Here is a 20196-nt window from a genome sequence, read left to right as displayed (position 1 = left end):
TATGATCCCTGACATAGAAACAGCAGCTCCATCAGAAATCAAGCACTTCCAAGAGCAGAAAATGCAGGAAACACTCCAGTATTTAAGCAAAAATTCGCCTTATTATAAAAAATTGTTTGCCAATGGAAATATTGATATCTATTCCATTCAGGCATTGGAGGATTTGCAAAACGTCCCAACCACCACAAAAACAGACCTTCAGCAGCATAACGATGCCTTTTTCTGTGTGAGTCGTGATAAAATAATTGATTACGCTACCACCTCGGGAACTTTGGGCGACCCGGTTACCTTTGGCCTGACCGATAGTGACCTGGACCGATTGGCTTATAATGAGGCAATTTCATTTTCCTGCGCAGGAATCCAAAAAGGCGATATAGTACAGCTAATGACCACTTTGGACAGGCGTTTTATGGCTGGATTAGCATACTTTCTTGGCTTGCGGAAATTAGGAGCCGGAGTGATTCGTGTAGGTGCTGGCATTCCCGAATTGCAATGGGATTCCATTTTGAAATACAGACCGAAATACCTGATTACCGTTCCCTCTTTCCTTTTGAAATTAATTGAGTTTGCCGAAAACAATCAGATTGATTTCAATGCATCCAGTGTAGAAGGTGTAATTTGTATTGGGGAACCGCTGCGAAACCAGGATTTTTCGCAAAGTATTTTGGCAAAGAAAATTACTGATAAATGGCATGTTAAGTTGTTTTCGACGTATGCTTCGACCGAAATGAGCACTGCTTTTACCGAATGTGAGTTTTTTCACGGCGGGCATCAGCATCCGGAACTGATAATTACCGAAGTACTGGATGAGAATGATATACCGGTTCAAGAAGGCGAAAGCGGCGAATTGACCATTACTACATTGGGAGTTGAAGGAATGCCTTTACTTCGTTTTAAAACCGGCGACATCGTAAAATTACACCATGAAGTCTGTGGTTGCGGAAGAAACACTACCCGCGTGGGACCAGTATTGGGACGCAAACAACAAATGATAAAATATAAGGGAACCACATTATACCCACCTGCGATGCATGACTTATTATCGTATTTTGAAGGAGTGGAAAACCACGTGATTGAAATTTCAACTAACGATTTGGGAACCGATGAAATCCTGATTAAAATTGCTGTTAAAAATGAAGATAAAGGTTTTTTAGAATCCATTAAAGACCATTTCAGGGCCAAATTAAGGGTCACGCCTAAAGTGGAATTGGTAAGTTCCGAAGAGCTGAATAAAATCATTTTTACTCCGATGAGCCGTAAGCCAATTACATTTATTGATAAAAGAACATAATTTATTATAGAGTAATAAAGATTTGAATTATATTTGCCACGAATTGGGGGATTAGCTCATTTGGCTAGAGCGCTTGCCTGGCAGGCAAGAGGTAACCGGTTCGACTCCGGTATTCTCCACAAAAAAAGCAACTGCATCGCAGTTGCTTTTTTTATTATACTACATTCCGATTATTTTGGCAATGGTGCGCCTACGGCGACATCACAACGGTGTCCCGCTTGACCATGCGGCGGATTCATACCGGCAGCAGTTGGCGCGTTTAAAATGGCAGGTGCGCCAGCATTTCCAGTTGGTTTCGATGCAATAGTTCCGTCAGGATTTACTGCTGCGGGTGTCATTTTCACATTAGCACTACTGTTTTGAGTTACAATTTGTGAAGTTTGTGTTGGTGCTGCCTTCCCGGGAGGCGAATTCAACGGAGCACCTATTGAGATATCACAACGATGGCCCGGTTGTCCGTGAGCAGGATTCATTCCTTTTGGTGTAATTACAGGCGCTACCGGAGCAACTGCTGGTTGTGGTGTTGTTGATATTGGGGTCGGTGCGGGTGTTGCTAGATTCGGAGTCGCTGGAGTGGCAGTAACGGGTGCAACAACATCTGAGCTTTCCTGGGGTTCCAATTCTTTTTTACAAGAGGAAAGGCTTAGGGAAAGAATAACAAGGGTGCTTAGTAAGAGTCTCATGTTTTTGGGTTTAATGACCTCAAATATAAGGATTTTCAAAATGCGCCTGAACAATCTTTATTAAAAGATGCAGGAATGGAAACAAAAAAAGCAACAATTTCTTGCTGCCTTTATGAACGTTTAAAACTGATTTAGTCTTCGATATACGTTTTATTCCCATTGGAATTGATATAATATCTACCACCCCGCGGACCGGTATATACTTTTTTTCCGTTGTATTGTCCCGTTACCTTGTCTGGAACGCTAGGTGCTCTTTCATTGGTTTCTTTAAATTTTGCCCGAGTTTTGGCTTTTACCTTTACTTTAGTCTCTTTAATAACCGGTTTAGCTTTGACTTTAACTGTTGTCTCCTTAACTACAGGTACTGCAGTTTTAGTAACTTTAGTAGTAGTTTTTACTTTGGTTTTTGTGCCGGTCTCTTTGATTTTAGCTCTGAGTTTTGGCGCGGCCTCCTTCGTTTTTAGAGCGGCTTCTTTTTTGGCTATCGCCATTTCCTTTTCGGTTTTGATTCTCGCTTTTTTCTCCGCCGCAGTTTCTTGGGCGTAAATACTATTTGATAGAATAAATAGCAAACATAATAACAGTACTTTTTTCATGATTGGTAGTGTTTAAGTTTTGACTATTAAATTTATGAATTTATTTTCAATTATCGTAATTAATTTAAAAATAAGCTCTTAGTTGAATACTGCCGGTGTGAATGACTTTGCTGGTTTCACTTTTCCGGCCCTGATAATTGACGTTGACATCTAAATATTGTGTCAGGTTTTTTTGCAGTAAAAGGCGCCAGGTTAAATTATTTCCGGATTGCAAACCTTCAAGCATTTGATACGCCACCGGGGACGATTCATTCCCGTTGAAGTTATTCTGATACAAAGAGAATTCGCCATTCATTGTAAATTGTTTTTCAGTGGCATACATAAAGGAGGTTCCAAATCTTTGCTGGGCCAATTTTTCCCGGTCTGCGATCTGATTTTCCTTTTTCTGAAATTCATAAAACAAATCCCAGCTCGCATTTTTCGAAAACAGATAAGAGATTTTGGGCGCCAATTGATAACCAATCAACTTAAAGTTTTTAGCGCCGTAATTTTCTGAAACCGTTTTGGATTTAATCGTCTTTCCTCCAAAACCAAACAGCCAGCTTTTTTGATACAAATGTGCATATTGTATCTGATGCGAACGATTATAGCTTTCCTGCGAACCCACAGAAAGTAAATTTTTTGCCCGGTTACTCAGATAAGAATACGTTACTGAATGCTTTTGTTTGCCGCGATTGAAAAACAGACTGTTTCGGAAACTGGAGTTTAAACCCAGAAAATCATCGCTGGAAGCAAATGGATTTAAGTCAAAATCACTGCCCTTGCGTTCTATTTTGCGTTCCGTCAGAAAGGAAGCCTGGTCGTAGAAATAAGACAGTAAATGTTTGAATGCGGTTTCATTTTGCCATTGATTAGGATTCAAAGTAACTGATACCGAGAATTTGTTCTGATGGGTTTTTCGAAAAATCTGATTCGGCAGAAAAATCCGGACATATTTGGCCTGATCGCTAAATTGGGCCACCTCAAATTCTTCCAACTCCTGAATGGAGTTCCCGTTATAATCATTCCAGGTATAGACTCCCTGGCCGGGTTCCACTTCCAGATACGTAAATTCCTGTTGCGGAATCGTTCCTGAAGTAGTTTCATAAGCTGTGCCAAGCTGAATAAGTTGGTTGAAATAACGATCATTGTATAATACTCTCGAGTTTAAAGATGGTTCATCTTCCCGGTTTTCATCCGTGAAATGCAGGTTTCGGTAATTGATAAAAACCGACAGGTCATTTTTTTCGGTCTGGATTAGTTTTGATTTTAAATAATACGATTGCGAAGTATTAACCCGTTGCAGGAAACCGCTTTGCAGACTGTCATTCTTCCGGTTCAGGTAACCCAATTCGACAAACACTTTGGTACTGTCACCACGGCCGGCGAAAGTCCCATATTCGAAAAATCGTTGGCTTAAAGCCGAGAACTGATTGGTCGTTTTTATTTTTTCCTGATTGTCTTCCAGGCGTAAAGTGCCGCCGACCCAGTTTTTGCCAAAATGATACTTCGTTTGGGTCTGGCTACGAATGAATTGTGATGATGCATAATCGCCATCACTTTTCAGGTAACTTCCATTCTCCTGAAAGCTCCAGTTTTTTAATTTAAACAGGCCATTAATCACATGACGGTTTCCCGAAAAGCTTTCGGTGAAATCCAGTTTTTCAAATTGATAAATAAAGTTTCCTTTCTCCGGCAGATTAAAATTCAATCCCGAAATCAACAAACTCTGATTTCCTAACGGATTCGTCAAGTTCCAGTCCCGGTCGAATTCTATGGCGAACAATCGCTCGATGGTTTTAAATTGTCTCTGGACCAATTGGTAATTTGCAAAAGCATCGATTTCCCATTTTTTGGAAAACAGTCGTTGCTTAACATTAAATTTCCCGGCTAAACCAATATTATCAGAGTCATTTGTCGGTGAAAATAAATTGAGATCATTGTTGCTGATGCCGACTTCAAAATCAACATTTGTTTTTTCAGAGGGATTGTATTTTCCCAAAACGGTTGCAATCTGGATTTTTGTGGGTGGGACCAATCGGATGATAGGTTCGTAATTTCCCTGTGGAATTCCACCGGCAGGGGCGACATATTCATAAATTCGCCCCACAGCAGCAGCGCTGGTTAAGATGTAATTTCCCTGATTATTCCCTACTAATGTGAATCGGACACTGTACAATACTTCAGTTTCGTCAGTCGAAAATTCAAAAACCTCGACGCCATTTACCAGTGTCTTTCTATATAAAATTTTGTTTTCCGAATACGAATCAATATAAGCGGATGGCGAAAACATCACGGCAGGATTGTCTCCGGCATTGACTAAAATCTGGGCTTGGTCTGCCGATAAATTTTGCTGTAAAGGCTGGTTTTTTATATCGTTTTCAGAATAGACATAACCGCCCAGACTCCATTGTTCGCGTTCGTGCGTTGCACCGGCATAGGTAACGAATCTTGTGTAATTTCTGTCGGAATATTGGTATTCGATGTTAATCCGCATTTCGGAGGTGATCGGAAAAAGAGACGTAAATTTTATCTCGCCCGCATTATAGTCAATGGTGTAATCATTGTTTTCGCCGCGTTTTAACAAAATTCCATTGACATACACCCTTTCGGAACCCGAAATTACTAGAATAAACAATTCTCCATTTGGTCCTCGTAATTTATAAGGTCCCTGATTGCCTTCCTGCCCGATAAAAGTACTTTTGGCATATTGACCCCGAACAAGAGCGGCCGAAGCGAAAACTGTTGTTTTAGCCTCGGGTTTTCCGAACTCGAAATTTGCCGCAATACCCTGTACTTTTTTATTGAAATTCAGAAATTTCGATTTTCGGTTTTCCAGGAATAGATCTCCGGCGCGGATGCTCCACTTATCAGAGAAAAGTTCGATGAAAATCTGGTCAAATTCATCCAGTTTCTGGGAATAACCACCTTCCTGCAACGGAATATTGCTGTCCTGTATGGAGGCGCGGATGCTGACCTTGTCGGATATTTTTCCGGTAATCTGTAAATCCAAAGCCGAATTGACCACAGCATTCTGATTGTTTCCGATGGTAACTCCACGCGTAATGCTTCCGGAAGTATTCAGTCCGTCAAAAGGAACAAATTTCTTGATTGGACCGGAGGATACTTTGTATAAATCGCCCAATGCAGCGTCGTTGCTGACAATCCGGCTTTTATCATAAATCCGGTATTCCTTGGTCAAATAATCTGGGAACTTTAAAAAGCGCACGGTTAAGGTATCATTTGAAAAAGGAATGCTGTCCTTGAAGATCAGAATTCCTCTCTGGAAATCCATTTTGTAATAAGAAGTGTCGATTGCAGTTCCTTTGGCGTCAAGCAATTTAAAAAAAGCGGAATTGACACTGACGCTGTCGATTCTTACGGTGTCTCGGGTTGCGATGATTTTTTTGGTTTTATACGGCGTAGTGATTTCCTGAGCGTGAAGCCCGGAAAAAAGCCCGATAAAAATCCAAAAAAATAATTTTTTCATCATAACTACTATAACGGCCAGACTTCAAAAGTAGTGTATTCCAGCGAAAAATCAGTGATATGGCAAGCGGTGGTTTTAATCGGATTTTTTGGATTCAATTGGATTTGAAAACGATGTTACAGCAACCTTCATCAGAATGTCGAGCTGCTCCTCATCTCCCAATTTGAAGATGTGTTTGCCATAAGGGAGTAAACCGTTTTTTTGATAAAACCTTATAGCCCGTTCGTTTTTCTCCCAAACACCCAACCATAAATATTTGGCGTGTTGTTCTTTTCCAATCTCTATGGCCTTGTTGAATAAAAGCTGCCCGATTTGTTTTCCTTGGAATTTCTTTAAAACATAAATCCGTTCAATTTCAATGGATGGTTTGTCTTGTGTTTTGGTTTGGGCTTCGTTAAAGTTGATTTTTAAAAAACCAACAGCTTCCTGATTCAGATAAGCAAAATAAAATTCAGAAAAAGGATGTTTTAATTCCAGTTTTAACTGCTCAACAGAATAATTCTGGTTCAAATAGCCTTGCATGTTGGCTTCTGCATTGACAGAACCGTAGCTTTCTACAAATGTCTCAACGGCCAGTCTATGCAATAGCTCGCAGTCGTGATGTAATACTTTCCTGATTTCAATCTTCTCCATATTAATTGCTTTCCTTGGTTACTATCTGCATTGTTTCACGGCTCATCTGCTTCAATAAAACGTCTTTGTTTTTCTCTACCATTTTGGTTGCTTTTTCATCAAAATGGCGAATGGTATACAGCGAAACATTTTCATTATAAGTTACGGCGAATTTTTTAGAAAGGATGTTTTTTAACGCTCCAAAATTGCCAAACTTATCATCTACACACACCGAGAAACTGATGGCAGAATTCTGGATCAGATCCACCTTCATTTTAAACTGATGTAATAATGCAAATATTTCACTGATATTCTCTTCCATTATAAATGAAAAATCAATCGAAGAAAGTGAAACTAACAATTGGTTTTTCTTCACGATAAAACATGGTAACTGAGGTTCCAGATCGGATCCTTTGCTGACGCTTGTTCCAGGCAGCAGAGGATTGATGAACGATTTTACATAGAGCGGAATTTCTTTGCGCTGCAGGGGCTGCAAGGTTTTAGGATGGATTACCGTGGCTCCGTAAAAGGCCAGCTCAATGGCTTCCCGATACGAAATCTGGTTCAGTAGGCTCGCATTTTCAAAATATCTCGGGTCCGCATTCATGACGCCGGGAACGTCTTTCCAAATGGTGACACTTTCGGCATTCAGGCAGTACGCAAAAATGGCGGCCGTATAATCGGAGCCTTCGCGTCCTAAAGTTGTGGTGAAACTGTTTTCATCCGAACCCAAAAATCCCTGGGTAATGTTCAGAACTTTTTTCTTGACATTTTTGGAAATATTTTTCTGGGTAAAATCCCAGTCCACAGTTGCGTCACGGTAATTGGTGTCGGTTTTTATGAAATTTCTAACATCAAGCCATTGGGTTTTGATACCCATCAGACTCATGTAATGGCTGATTATTTTTGTCGAAATCAACTCTCCAAAACTGACCACCTGATCGTAAACAAAATTGTAATTGGGTGATTTATTCTGGTTTAAGAAATATTCCAAATCGGCGAAAAAAACATTTACGTCAGCAAAAACGGGATGCTTTTCATCCTCAAACAAATCCATCAGAATCTGGTTGTGGTATTTTTTAACGTCCTGAACGGAAGCTTGCAGTGCTGGCGATTTCTCAAAATAATTCTTGATGACCACTTCGAGGGCATTGGTTGTTTTTCCCATCGCGGATACGACAATCAATACATCTTCGTAGCCTGTTTTTTGCAAAACCTCATATACGTTCCTGATTCCGGCTGCATCTTTTACCGAAGCGCCTCCAAATTTGAATATTCTCATTTATAATCTGTCTAAAAAATTATCAATTCCGCTTTCGTCCATCTGAACCACACGCCAGTCATGCAATATTCTGGCACCTGATTTCTCGTAAAAATCAATGGCGGGAGTATTCCAATCGAGCACATTCCATTCAACACGGCGAACATTATCTTTTTTGCCCTGAGCAATGATTTCTTTATACAACGCCGATCCTAAACCCGTTCCCCGCATTTTTTCCTTTACAATCAAATCTTCCAAGTGAATGGTTTTCCCTTTCCAGGTTGAATAACGGTAATAATACAACGCCATCCCTACAATTTCATCCTCAATCTCGGCAACAATTGTCTGGAACATTGGATTTTCAGAAAACCCATCGCGCTCCAGATCGGCAACAGTCACAACAACGGCATCCGGTTCTTTTTCAAAAACAGCCAGTTCTCTGATGAGATCTAAAACCGCCGGCATGTCTTCTTTTTGGCCTTTTCGAATAGTCATAAAGTTCTAATTTCAATAAAAATTTAATTGTGTAAATCTATCAAATAATAATGATTTGAATTTAACAAAAAACACGATATTTGTGAACACAACGACAACGTACTTACAATGGAACAACGGAATAAGACTTTAGGTGAATTCATTATTGAGAAACAAGAAGATTTTCAATATTCATCGGGCGAGTTATCAAGAATCATCAATTCTATCAGGCTGGCAGCCAAGGTAGTCAACTATAAGGTTAACAAAGCTGGATTAGTGGATATTGTAGGTGCGGCAGGCGAACAAAATATACAGGGAGAAGACCAGCAAAAACTGGACGTTTATGCCAATGATGTTTTTATCCAGACCTTGATCAATCGGGAAATTGTTTGCGGGATTGCTTCCGAGGAAAACGATGAGTTTATTACCGTTGCCGGAAATGACAAATGCCATAATAACAAATATGTCGTTTTGATGGATCCGCTTGACGGTTCGTCCAATATTGATGTGAACGTTTCCGTGGGAACTATTTTTTCTGTTTTCAGAAGAATTTCTCCAATCGGTACACCAGTAACAATGGCAGATTTCCTGCAGCCTGGAACAAGTCAGGTAGCTGCGGGTTATGTGATTTACGGAACTTCAACGATGTTGGTTTATACAACAGGACATGGCGTAAATGGATTTACCCTGAATCCGGCTATCGGAACGTTCTATCTTTCGCACCCAAACATGCAATATTCCAAAGATGGAAAAATCTACTCTATCAATGAAGGAAATTATGTTCATTTTCCGCAAGGCGTAAAGGACTATATCAAATATTGCCAGTCAGAGGAAGGCGACAGACCTTACACTTCCCGTTATATCGGAAGTCTCGTGTCGGATTTTCACCGGAATATGATCAAAGGCGGAATTTACATTTACCCAACGAGTTCAAAATCGCCAAATGGGAAACTGAGATTGTTGTATGAATGCAATCCCATGGCTTTTATAGCCGAACAGGCGGGAGGTAAAGCTTCGGATGGTTTCGGCAGAATCATGGAAATCCAGCCGACTGAACTGCATCAGCGCGTACCTTTTTTCTGCGGAAGCCATAACATGGTGGAAAAGGCCGAAGAATTCATGATAAAGTAAAGAAGCATATAAAATAAAAAGGTCCTGAATTTCAGGACCTTTTTTATTTTATATAATGACCGATAATTATCGGTTCATGTGCTGCATTTCAAAAACGAATGTATCCAAATCCACATTCTGGACTAACAATGACAAGGCTTTGTCAACAATAAAGCTAACGTTCCCCGGCGTGAAACCAAGTGCCAAAGCAAACTTTTGTAAAATATCTTTCTGTCTTTGTCCTAAAACATGGTCCGCAAATACCATTCTCGACAAATCATACAGACGTTCCAGTCTCTGGGTGTATAAATATGGGGGATTAATTGGATATTTCATTGGGTTTTCCAGAATTTCCTCATATTCATCCTTGGAAATCTCCAATTGTTTGGCCAGTTTGTCAAGGAATAATCTTTCCTCCGCGCTCATATCTCCATCGGCCGTAGCCACTCTTACAATGGCAGAGAAATGACCTTTGTTTCTGCTTTTAAATTCGTTATCAAATAAATCTGAAAATGACATAATTGTTCTTTTAAGTATAGCACAAATATACTGCTAAATTTAGATTTTAACAATTACGGTTTCTAAATAATACCCGTTTTAAAAAATATATTTCAGAATGCATTTAATAGAGTCCCATCCGGCTTTTTTCAAAATAAATCGTAAGTTTGACACTATCTAAATCTTTAATATCACATACAATGTCAGAATTTTGGATCTATTTTGAAATAGGAATGCGTCATGTTTTAGACATCAGGGCCTATGATCATGTGCTTTTTCTAATTGCTTTAACGGTGCCGTATGCTTTTAAGGATTGGAAAAGAGTCCTGGTTTTAATTTCCATTTTTACCATTGGACATACCCTGGCATTGCTGCTTTCGGTGTATGGAGTAGTCATCATTAAAGCGAACCTGATCGAATTTTTAATACCGATAACTATCCTGGTAACTGCCATTTTTCATCTTTTCACGGCGGGGAAATCATCTAAAAACGAAAGTATCAGTATCATTGGGTTCATCACATTGTTCTTCGGTATTATCCACGGACTCGGATTTGCCAATTATTTTAAATCCATCCTTGGCGGAAGCGCCTCTGATAAATTACTTCCGATTCTCGAGTTTGCCACCGGAATCGAAGCGGCACAATTGGTCGTGGTTTTTGTCGTTCTGATATTATCCTATATCGTGCAGACTTTCTTCCGATTCTCCAAAAGAGACTGGACCTTAGTTATGTCGGCTTTTGTTATTGGTATTGTGCTGCCAATGATTATCGAAAGCCCAATCTGGCACAGATAAAATAAAAATTCTGAACGGGTTTCGGTAGGAGGAGCGAAAGGTTTGCGTACTTTTGTAGTAGCTGATCCTGCTGTCCGCTGTATCCGCGCAAAAAAGCGCGGGATGCCGCTTCCATCAGGGCTAGGGATATATGATTTCAATTTTTGGAAATGTTCATGGAGAAAAATAAACTAAACAAATACGATCGCGCCTATCTTCGGATTGCTACAGAATGGGCACGATTGTCCTATTGCAAACGCAAGCAGGTAGGTGCCATAATTGTCCGGGACCGAATGATCATTTCAGACGGTTACAACGGAACGCCATCGGGTTTCGAAAACTGCTGCGAAGATGATGAAGGATTAACGCAATGGTTTGTGCTTCATGCCGAGGCCAATGCCATTTTGAAAGTGGCGGGTTCCACACAATCCTGTGAAGGAGCCACCTTATATATTACGTTGTCCCCGTGCAAGGAATGCAGCAAACTCATTCATCAGTCCGGTATTAAAAGAGTGGTTTACCACAATGGATACCGCGATGATTCAGGACTAGAATTTTTACGAAAAGCAGGAGTGGAAGTAGAGCATATTTCCCTTTTAGAAGAATATGAAAACCAGCAATAAATATTTCCCTATTTACATTTTTGCTACGCTTGCTGTGGGTGTGGTTCTCGGTGCGTTGCTGAATTTTCCCAATCAGGGAGCTTCGTTTTCTTCCAATTCGCACCGCAATAAGCTCAATAAATTACTCGATTTCATCAATAATGAATATGTCGACAATGTCAATACAGATTCAATTGTTGATTTGGCGGTGACCAACATTTTAGAAAAACTGGACCCACATTCGGTGTATGTTCCTCCCAGCCAGCAAAGCGAAGTGGCCGAAAGCATGAAAGGCGATTTTGTCGGGATTGGCGTGAATTTTTATATGTTCAACGATACAGTTGCCATCATTAAGCCCGTTGAAGGAGGTCCCTCCGCTAAAGCAGGCATTAAAGCAGGAGACCGTATTTTATATGTTAACAACGACAAATTATTCGGGCGTAAATTACCGACCGACAGCCTTTTTTCAAAGCTGAAAGGAGAAGTGGGTTCCGAAATAATGTTGACTATCTACCGAAGAAGCGCACACAAGAAACTTCATTTCAAAATCCAACGCGATGTGGTGGCGATAAAAAGCGTCGATGTCGCGACAATGATGAACCGCACGACCGGGTACATCAAAATCAACCGTTTTGCCGAAACGACCTATCACGAGTTCATGACGGGTCTGACCAAGTTAAAAAAGCAAGGAATGCAGTCCTTGATTATTGATGTCCGTGACAATGGAGGCGGCTATATGGAAAAAGCGGTCGAAATTGCCGATGAATTATTAAAAGACAAACAGTTAATCGTTTTTACGAAAAATAAAAAAGGAAGAACAGATAAGATTTTTGCGACTGCAAATGGTAGTTTTGAAAGCGGGAAAGTGTTTATCCTGATCAATGAAAATTCGGCTTCCGCAAGCGAAATTTTGGCCGGGGCCATTCAGGATAATGACCGCGGAACCATAATCGGACGCCGTTCTTTCGGGAAAGGTTTGGTGCAGCGCGAAATCGATTTTGAGGACGGATCCGCAGTGCGGCTAACCGTTGCCCGATATTATACACCTACAGGAAGATCGATTCAGAAATCGTATAAAAACGGAAATGAAGACTATTTCAAGGAATTCGACCAGCGGATTCAAACTGGTGAATTGTATAAAAAAGACAGCATTAAAGTCGATGACACGCTAAAATTTAAAACCCCAAAAGGGAAAACGGTTTATGGCGGCGGCGGAATTGTCCCGGATATTTTTGTTCCGTTAGAAGAAGAACATGGCGAAGAAGGTGTGGTCTATCTGATGCAGTCCGGAATTGTCAGCTATTATGTTTTTGAACAATTGGATACGCAACGAAAGGAGTTTACAGGATTGCCATTTCCACAGTTTCTGACCAAGATGGCACAAACCGATATGTATTTCAATACGTTTCAGGATTATCTAACCAAAACCGGCTTACTGTTGAAACTCGGCGGAAATAAAGCCTTGGTGAAACGGTATCTGGCAGCTGAATTTGCAAGACAATTGTATGGCGAGCCGAAATATTTTGAAATTGTACTAAAAGAAGATGCGATGGTAAAAGCAGTTTTTACTCCAAAACCGTAAGTTTATTTTTTAATGCTGTCATGACTGTGCGTCTGAATGCCGTCATTCCATAGCGTAAGAATATCGGTTGCAACTGACGCTCCGCTTCCCGCAGCAATGGTTAACTGGCTTCTCCAACCGGCCAATGTTCCCACTACATAAATGCCTTCTGCGACTTTATGGTCGGTGTTTTTTAACTGAATTCGTTGTTTTTCGGGCAATGATTTCTGATGAGGTTCCACATACTGCATTAGTCCTTCAACTTCAAATGAATTAGAAGCCCCAATACCGATGACGATATTTTTGGTGTGATAGGATTTTTTGTTGGTAGTAATCAGAAAACCAGGAAAAACCCCCTCTATTTTCAGTACTTTTTCGTCCGGTATTTGTTGGATGTGAGGATAAGCTTGGGATAAATGGGCGGTGCTTTGTCGCAGTAAATCGGAACCTAAAGTCCCTGGGGGAATTCCGTATGCATTATTAAACAACGCTTCTTGGAGAGAAGAGCTTTTTTGATGCGTGATAATTCCTATTTTTTTGTCAGCTACAAAAGTTTTCTTTTTAGCAGAACCCAAAATTAAGGCACAAGACATTCCGGAGACGCCGCCGCCTATAATCAGCACATCAAACATATACTATTTTTCTTTAGTTCGTTCTTCGATCATTTTAGACATTCTAAAGATCAGAAGAATGAAAATAGCACAAAAAGAAGCGACGATTCCAATCAATGCTATTGAACTTTCACCCTCAAAAAGATGGTTAAAATCCAGCAAAGTTATATTGAAAACGATTAATGCTAAGGCCAAAAAAACCAATATGGAAGTAAATAGTTTCATTTTAGTGTTATTTATACGTTGTGAAATTAATAAATTATATTCTAGATAAACAAACCTTTAACATTCGCTGCAAATAATTTAACAGCGATTGCCAACAGTACAACACCAAAAGTTTTCCGGATAACACTCAAGCCGTTTTTACCTAACATTCTTTCGATTTTTGAAGACGACTTCAGAACACCGTAAACCAGGATGATATTTAAAATAATAGCAATGATAATATTTATAGTTTGAAATTCCGCACGAAGTGACAATAAAGTCGTCATTGTACCGGCTCCCGCGATAAGCGGAAAGGCAAGAGGAACAATGGAGGCAGAGCTTGCTTCTTCATCGCGATAGATGCGAATGCCCAGAATCATTTCCAAAGCTAAAAAGAATAGTACAAACGATCCCGCAACAGCAAACGAATTCACGTCAATACCAATCAGATTCAACAGTTCCTCTCCTGCAAAAAGAAACACAATCATAATCAGTCCAGCGACTAACGAGGCTTTTTCGGATTCGATATGGCCATGCTTCGTTCTTAAATCGACAATAATCGGAATCGAGCCCACAATGTCAATTACCGCAAAAAGAACCATTCCCACGGTCGCTATTTCTCTAAAATTCAGTTCCATATTGTTTTTTTTGAGGGTGCAAAAGTATTTCAAATCTAATTCAGCACTAGCCAAAAGTACGTTAATTTTTTACAGAAGAGTCGAATTGCTGTTTACGGCTGGAAAAATTATTTCATATCCGGACTGTAATCATAATGTATAATTAAAAGATATAACCTTCTGAAAATCAATTCTTAAATTTGTAGTTTAATTTAAAATCAGGCAACTATGAAAAAAATTAAAAGGATTTTTTGTTCGCTATTGGTGTTGTTTTTCGTAAATGGAGCACAAGCCCAGATTCTGAAAAAATTAAAAAGAGCAGTTGAGGATAAAGTAGAGCGCAAGGCGGTTGAGAAGGTTTCGGATAAGGCGGCAGAAGAAATATCCAAGCCAATGGACAGGACATTAAACCCGGAATCTATGGCTATGGGCTATGGAAAGAACAAAGTGGATCCGTCCGTGATTCCCGATTCCTATACTTTCAGTTGGAAATACAGCATGGAAATACAGACTGATAAAGGAAAAGCAATGGTCACCGAATATTTTTTAGAACCCAATGCAGACTATTTTGGGTTCAATATTAATTCGAACGACATGTTCATGATTATGGACCATAAAAATAAAATCATGATTACGACATTCAATCAGAAAGTGAAAATGGCCTCGGCCTCTAAAATGGTGGATTATACGGAACTAGCCAAAAATGAAACAGAGAATACCAAATTTACCTATAAGACCCTGCCCAATAAAACGATTTTGGGCTATAATTGCAAAGGGATGGAGGCGACCAACAATAATTACGTGATGGTTTTTTATTACACCAATGATGCGAAAGTGAGTTTTGCAAACATGTTCCAATCACAGCAAAACCATAAGCTACCCGATGCTTTCAAAGATTTTTTCAAGAAAGGCGAAAAGCCGCTGACGATGTCTATGGAAATGAAAAATTTAAAGAATGGCCAGCTGACCACGATGAAATGTGTGGATTTGGAGAAAAATGCCCGTGCATTTGTCAAATCAGAATACAAATTCATGTAACCAAAAGATATTCAATAGGTTGAGTTGATTTTATAATTAAAAAATTGTGATTTTGCGATTGTTATTTCGAAAATGTTTGAATACCTTTGCAAAATGTTTCAAATAGGAAAAACCATTGTCTCTGAAGACATTTTAGAAAAAGAATTTGTTTGTAATCTTTCAGCGTGTAAAGGGGCATGTTGCGTCGATGGTGATGCCGGTGCGCCTTTAAGTGAAGAAGAGACTAAAATAATGGAGGCCATTTATCCCAAAGTGAAACCCTTTTTGCGTAAAGAAGGAATCGCTGCCATTGAGGCGCAGGGCACTTGGGTGATAGGAACCGATGGCGATATGGAAACCCCGTTAATTGACAATAAGGATTGCGCCTATGTAATCTTTGACGGAAAAACCGCGCTATGTGGTATTGAACAAGCTTATAATCAAGGACTGATTTCTTGGAAAAAACCTGTTTCCTGTCATTTGTATCCTATCCGCGTAAAAGACTTTTCGGAATTTGCTGCAGTCAATTATGACAAGTGGGATATTTGCAGTGATGCCTGCTCGTTAGGTAAGGAACTGGAGGTTCCGGTCTACAAATTTGTCAAGGAAGCGCTGATCAGGAAATTTGGCGAAGACTGGTATCTGGAACTTGAAAAAGTGGCTGCCGAATTAAAAAACTACCCTTCACGAAGAAAATAGATAAAAATATAAACAAAGAGCCGGACCTGATCGTCCGGTTTTTTTGTAATTCATTGTCATTCTGACCTATGTTTTTGGTGTAAATTTTTATAAATGGAAAATGTTAAAATTTCTTGTTTTTTAATTTAAAATTCCTATATTTTACGGTGCTTTATCTATTTTTTTAATTTTTAAATTATTGAAAATCAATATTTTATCTTTTGTATGAAAAATGTTCCTGTTTTTTGTCATTTGTTAAAAACTAAAGGCAATTGTGAATAAGTTTGGCTTTTAATAACCATAAGAATTCCTAATCTTTGTAAACAGGATTTCGTCAAAGCAATCTCCTTATAATTCCATAAACGTCAAGAAACTATGTCAGCAGTTGAGCCAATATTACAAGAAAACAAAAACCGATTCGTGATTTTTCCAATCAAGCACCATGATATATGGGAATGGTACAAGAAAATGGAAGCGAGTTTTTGGACTGCCGAGGAAATCGACCTGTCACAGGATTTAAATGACTGGAACAATAAACTGAATAACGAAGAGAAATACTTCATCAAACATATTTTGGCATTTTTTGCAGCTTCCGACGGAATTGTAAACGAAAACTTGGCGGAAAACTTTGTTAACGAAGTGCAATATGCTGAAGCGAAATTTTTCTACGGTTTCCAGATTATGATGGAAAACATCCATAGCGAAACGTACTCGTTATTGATTGATACGTATGTAAAAGACGAACAGGAGAAAGACCAATTATTCAATGCGTTGGAAGTTTTTCCGGCCATTAAGAAGAAAGCAGACTGGGCGCTGAAATGGATCGAATCTGATTCGTTTGCCGAAAGACTGATTGCTTTCGCTGCTGTGGAAGGAATTTTCTTCTCCGGGGCATTCTGTTCGATTTACTGGTTGAAAAAACGTGGATTAATGCCGGGCTTGACGTTCTCTAACGAATTGATTTCCCGTGATGAAGGCGTTCACTGTGATTTTGCCGTGCATTTGCACAACCATCATTTGGTAAACAAAGTGCCAAAAGAAAGAATTCGAGCGATTATTGTTGATGCTTTAATTATCGAAAGAGAATTCATTACCGAATCACTTCCGGTGAGTTTAATTGGAATGAATGCCGTATTGATGACGCAATATTTGGAATTTGTTGCCGACCGATTGTTGGTGGAATTAGGATGTGACCGCGAATACAATACAGCGAATCCTTTTGATTTCATGGACATGATTTCGCTTCAGGGAAAAACCAATTTCTTTGAAAAGAAAGTGGCCGAATACCAAAAATCAGGGGTGATGAATACCGATTCGGATGCTCAGAAAATTTCATTTGACGCGGATTTTTAGAAAAAGCGAGTGGTCAAATTAGGTTAGCCCTGATAATAGCGGCATCCTTTTTTTTTTTTTCTTTTTTTTTCTTTAAAAAATAAAAGATATAGCGGATAGCAGGATTAGCTCCTGAATTTTATCAGGATGAATTCAAAAAATAAAAAAATCAATGTTTAAGAATTGAGATTCATTTTCAATCTTTAAATTTTTCAATAACAATATAAAAATTTAACCGTATGGATGTAGTAAAAAGAGACGGCCACAAAGAGCCGGTAATGTTTGATAAGATTACGGATAGAATAAAAAAATTATGTTACGGATTGAACGATTTGGTTGATCCCGTAAAAGTGGCGATGCGTGTCATTGAAGGTCTTTATGACGGGGTTACGACTTCTGAACTGGACAATCTTGCGGCTGAAACTGCGGCTTCGATGACAATTGCACATCCGGATTATGCTCAATTGGCAGCCCGTATTGCGATTTCTAATCTGCATAAAAACACCAACAAATCGTTCTCGGAAACGATGAACGAAATGTATTTTTATGTAAACCCGAGAAATGGACAAAAAGCGCCGTTGCTTTCGGAAGAAGTGCATAAAGTGATTATGGAAAATGCCGAATTCCTTAATTCGCACATTATCTATAACAGGGATTTTAACTATGATTACTTCGGTTTCAAGACATTGGAACGTTCTTATTTGCTAAAAATAAACGGGAAAATTGTTGAAAGACCCCAACATATGCTGATGCGTGTTTCTGTTGGAATCCACTTAAATGACTTGGAATCCGTGATAGAAACCTACGACTTGATGTCGAAGAAATTCTTCACGCATGCAACCCCAACATTATTCAATGCCGGAACCCCAAAACCGCAAATGTCTTCTTGTTTCCTATTGGCAATGCAGGACGACAGTATTGACGGGATTTACGATACGCTGAAACAAACGGCAAAAATCTCGCAATCGGCAGGTGGAATCGGATTGTCTATCCACAATGTGAGAGCGACAGGTTCGTATATCCGTGGAACTAACGGAACGTCGAACGGAATTGTCCCGATGTTGCGGGTTTTTAACGATACGGCACGTTATGTAGACCAAGGTGGTGGAAAACGTAAAGGAAGTTTTGCGATTTATATCGAAACGTGGCATGCTGATATTTTCGAATTTTTGGATTTGAAAAAGAACACCGGAAAGGAAGAAATGCGCGCCAGGGATTTATTCTTCGCGATGTGGACTTCGGATCTGTTCATGAAACGCGTTCAGGAAGACAGCTATTGGACATTGATGTGTCCGAACGAATGCCCTGGATTGTATGATGTGTATGGCGATGAGTTTGAAGCCATGTACATCGATTACGAAACCAGAGGAAAAGGCCGTAAAACCATCAAAGCACGTGAATTATGGGAGAAAATCCTGGAATCTCAAATAGAGACCGGAACCCCGTATATGTTGTATAAAGATGCAGCCAACAGAAAATCAAACCAGAAAAATTTAGGTACGATCCGTTCATCGAATTTATGTACCGAGATTATGGAATTTACCTCGCCGGATGAGGTTGCGGTTTGTAATTTAGCGTCGATTTCGTTGCCGATGTTTGTGGAGAACGGAAAATTCAACCACGACTTGATGTTCAAGGTAACCAAACGCGTAACGAGAAACCTGAATAAAGTTATCGACCGTAATTATTACCCGGTTAAGGAAGCCGAAAATTCCAACATGCGTCACCGTCCAATCGGATTGGGAGTGCAGGGATTGGCTGATGCCTTTATCCTATTGCGTTTGCCGTTTACTTCTGATGAAGCCAAAAAATTAAACCAGGAAATATTCGAAACCCTTTATTTTGCTGCCGTAACCGCTTCGATGGAAATGGCAATCGAGGAAGGTCCATATTCAACATTCAAAGGGTCACCAATATCTCAGGGAGAATTCCAACACAATCTGTGGGGAATGAAAGACGAGGAATTGTCCGGAAGATGGGATTGGGCTTCTTTGAGAAAAGAAGTAATGGAACATGGTGTGCGTAACTCTTTATTGGTAGCGCCAATGCCAACAGCTTCAACTTCCCAGATTTTAGGAAACAACGAAGCTTTCGAGCCCTATACGTCCAATATTTACACCCGAAGAGTACTTTCCGGAGAATTCATCGTGGTGAACAAACACTTATTGCACGATCTGGTACAATTAGGATTGTGGAATGAGGATCTGAAACAGGAAATCATGCGTCACAACGGTTCGGTTCAGAACATTGATGCGATTCCTCAGGATTTGAAAGAATTATACAAAACAGTTTGGGAAATGTCAATGAAAGACATCATCGATATGTCACGTCAGCGTGGGTATTTTGTCGACCAGTCGCAATCATTGAACCTGTTTATGCAGGATGCCAATTATTCTAAACTGACGTCGATGCACTTCTACGCCTGGCAATCAGGTTTGAAAACCGGAATGTACTATTTGAGAACCAAAGCGGCTGTTGATGCGATTAAGTTCACGTTAAACAACGATAAAAAAGCAGAACCAATTGCGGTGGAAGCGATTGCGGTAGAGGATTTCAAGGCGATGTTGCTAAAGGCACAGGCTGACGGACCGGAAGATTGTGAAATGTGCGGTTCTTAGTCATTGCGAGGAACGAAGCAATCTTTAAATATTAAATCTAAACAGCTATCATTTTGGTAGCTGTTTTTTTTTTGGAGCTAATCCCGCTTTTTCGTTGCAAATGAAATTCACTGAACTCCTATGGGAATAGAAGTATAGTGAAGTAATCTTTTCATCCGTAGAAAAGACGGAATAAAAAGGATTTTCACT

19 protein-coding genes and 1 tRNA gene are annotated in these 20196 nt (G+C 39.7%); 10 read left to right on the top strand and 10 right to left on the bottom strand.

Features of this window, described 5'->3' with window-relative positions:
• The first annotated feature begins 1 nt into the window (after nucleotide 1).
• Nucleotides 2-1291: a phenylacetate--CoA ligase family protein gene (locus FNW07_RS00635; RefSeq protein WP_126743365.1), complete on the top strand. Its 1290-nt coding sequence runs from the start codon at nucleotides 2-4 to the stop codon at nucleotides 1289-1291.
• 45 nt (nucleotides 1292-1336) lie between these two features.
• Nucleotides 1337-1410 (top strand) — tRNA-Ala (locus FNW07_RS00630).
• Nucleotides 1411-1461: 51 nt separating this feature from the next.
• Here FNW07_RS00630 and FNW07_RS00625 read toward each other — a convergent pair.
• From FNW07_RS00625 to FNW07_RS00600, 6 genes are all read right to left on the bottom strand, one after another.
• Nucleotides 1462-1974: a hypothetical protein gene (locus FNW07_RS00625; RefSeq protein ID WP_126743289.1), complete on the bottom strand. Its 513-nt coding sequence runs from the start codon at nucleotides 1972-1974 to the stop codon at nucleotides 1462-1464.
• A 131-nt stretch (nucleotides 1975-2105) separates the two neighbouring features.
• Nucleotides 2106-2570: a hypothetical protein gene (locus FNW07_RS00620; protein WP_126743290.1), complete on the bottom strand. Its 465-nt coding sequence runs from the start codon at nucleotides 2568-2570 to the stop codon at nucleotides 2106-2108.
• Between the two features lie 64 nt (nucleotides 2571-2634).
• Nucleotides 2635-6042 carry a hypothetical protein gene (locus FNW07_RS00615; protein ID WP_126743291.1) on the bottom strand — a complete coding sequence of 1136 codons (3408 nt, stop codon included), beginning with the start codon at nucleotides 6040-6042 and terminating at the stop codon, nucleotides 2635-2637.
• Nucleotides 6043-6114: 72 nt separating this feature from the next.
• Nucleotides 6115-6672, bottom strand: a complete 558-nt coding sequence (locus FNW07_RS00610; protein WP_126743292.1) for a GNAT family N-acetyltransferase — start codon at nucleotides 6670-6672, stop codon at nucleotides 6115-6117.
• Nucleotide 6673: 1 nt separating this feature from the next.
• Nucleotides 6674-7933: an aspartate kinase gene (locus FNW07_RS00605; RefSeq protein ID WP_126743293.1), complete on the bottom strand. Its 1260-nt coding sequence runs from the start codon at nucleotides 7931-7933 to the stop codon at nucleotides 6674-6676.
• The gene (locus FNW07_RS00600; RefSeq protein WP_126743294.1) at nucleotides 7934-8407 is read right to left on the bottom strand and encodes a GNAT family N-acetyltransferase; all 474 of its coding nucleotides are present in this window, start codon (nucleotides 8405-8407) and stop codon (nucleotides 7934-7936) included.
• Between the two features lie 108 nt (nucleotides 8408-8515).
• Here FNW07_RS00600 and fbp point away from each other — a divergent pair, with 108 nt between their 5' ends.
• The gene (gene fbp / locus FNW07_RS00595; RefSeq protein ID WP_126743295.1) at nucleotides 8516-9517 is read left to right on the top strand and encodes a class 1 fructose-bisphosphatase; all 1002 of its coding nucleotides are present in this window, start codon (nucleotides 8516-8518) and stop codon (nucleotides 9515-9517) included.
• 66 nt (nucleotides 9518-9583) lie between these two features.
• Here fbp and FNW07_RS00590 read toward each other — a convergent pair whose 3' ends face one another.
• A complete protein-coding gene (locus FNW07_RS00590) occupies nucleotides 9584-10015 on the bottom strand; it encodes a TerB family tellurite resistance protein (protein ID WP_126743296.1) in 432 nt (143 codons plus the stop codon).
• A 179-nt stretch (nucleotides 10016-10194) separates the two neighbouring features.
• On the opposite strand from FNW07_RS00590, the gene FNW07_RS00585 reads away from it, so the two are divergent.
• The 3 genes from FNW07_RS00585 (at nucleotide 10195) to FNW07_RS00575 (ending at nucleotide 12951) form a co-directional block, all read left to right on the top strand.
• Nucleotides 10195-10788 carry a HupE/UreJ family protein gene (locus FNW07_RS00585; RefSeq protein WP_126743297.1) on the top strand — a complete coding sequence of 198 codons (594 nt, stop codon included), beginning with the start codon at nucleotides 10195-10197 and terminating at the stop codon, nucleotides 10786-10788.
• A 155-nt stretch (nucleotides 10789-10943) separates the two neighbouring features.
• On the top strand, nucleotides 10944-11390 hold the full coding sequence (locus tag FNW07_RS00580) for a dCMP deaminase family protein (protein ID WP_126743298.1): 447 nt from the start codon (nucleotides 10944-10946) through the stop codon (nucleotides 11388-11390).
• Nucleotides 11374-12951: a S41 family peptidase gene (locus FNW07_RS00575; protein ID WP_126743299.1), complete on the top strand. Its 1578-nt coding sequence runs from the start codon at nucleotides 11374-11376 to the stop codon at nucleotides 12949-12951. The genes FNW07_RS00580 and FNW07_RS00575 overlap by 17 nt, the downstream gene beginning before the upstream one ends.
• A 2-nt stretch (nucleotides 12952-12953) precedes the next feature.
• On the opposite strand, the gene FNW07_RS00570 is transcribed toward FNW07_RS00575, so the two are convergent.
• The 3 genes from FNW07_RS00570 to FNW07_RS00560 are packed head-to-tail and all read right to left on the bottom strand — an operon-like array spanning nucleotide 12954 to nucleotide 14383.
• Nucleotides 12954-13562: an FAD-dependent oxidoreductase gene (locus tag FNW07_RS00570; RefSeq protein ID WP_126743300.1), complete on the bottom strand. Its 609-nt coding sequence runs from the start codon at nucleotides 13560-13562 to the stop codon at nucleotides 12954-12956.
• Nucleotides 13563-13565: 3 nt separating this feature from the next.
• Nucleotides 13566-13766 carry a hypothetical protein gene (locus tag FNW07_RS00565; RefSeq protein WP_126743301.1) on the bottom strand — a complete coding sequence of 67 codons (201 nt, stop codon included), beginning with the start codon at nucleotides 13764-13766 and terminating at the stop codon, nucleotides 13566-13568.
• 41 nt (nucleotides 13767-13807) lie between these two features.
• Nucleotides 13808-14383: a MarC family protein gene (locus tag FNW07_RS00560; protein WP_126743302.1), complete on the bottom strand. Its 576-nt coding sequence runs from the start codon at nucleotides 14381-14383 to the stop codon at nucleotides 13808-13810.
• Between the two features lie 207 nt (nucleotides 14384-14590).
• Between FNW07_RS00560 and FNW07_RS00555 the strand changes: the two genes are divergently transcribed.
• From FNW07_RS00555 to FNW07_RS00540, 4 genes are all read left to right on the top strand, one after another.
• Nucleotides 14591-15400 carry a DUF4412 domain-containing protein gene (locus FNW07_RS00555; protein ID WP_126743303.1) on the top strand — a complete coding sequence of 270 codons (810 nt, stop codon included), beginning with the start codon at nucleotides 14591-14593 and terminating at the stop codon, nucleotides 15398-15400.
• A 93-nt stretch (nucleotides 15401-15493) separates the two neighbouring features.
• Nucleotides 15494-16078, top strand: coding sequence for a DUF3109 family protein (locus tag FNW07_RS00550; RefSeq protein WP_126743304.1), 585 nt, complete (start codon nucleotides 15494-15496; stop codon nucleotides 16076-16078).
• Between the two features lie 354 nt (nucleotides 16079-16432).
• Complete coding sequence (locus FNW07_RS00545) at nucleotides 16433-17410, top strand: ribonucleotide-diphosphate reductase subunit beta (protein ID WP_126743305.1); 978 nt, start codon at nucleotides 16433-16435, stop codon at nucleotides 17408-17410.
• Between the two features lie 218 nt (nucleotides 17411-17628).
• Complete coding sequence (locus tag FNW07_RS00540) at nucleotides 17629-20007, top strand: ribonucleoside-diphosphate reductase subunit alpha (protein WP_126743306.1); 2379 nt, start codon at nucleotides 17629-17631, stop codon at nucleotides 20005-20007.
• Nucleotides 20008-20196: the final 189 nt, after the last annotated feature.

Source organism: Flavobacterium sp. GT3R68, from assembly GCF_007109225.1.
Classification (GTDB): domain Bacteria; phylum Bacteroidota; class Bacteroidia; order Flavobacteriales; family Flavobacteriaceae; genus Flavobacterium.
The sequence above is the reverse complement of the archived record's forward strand: the minus strand, read 5'-3'. Positions and strand labels throughout refer to the sequence as shown.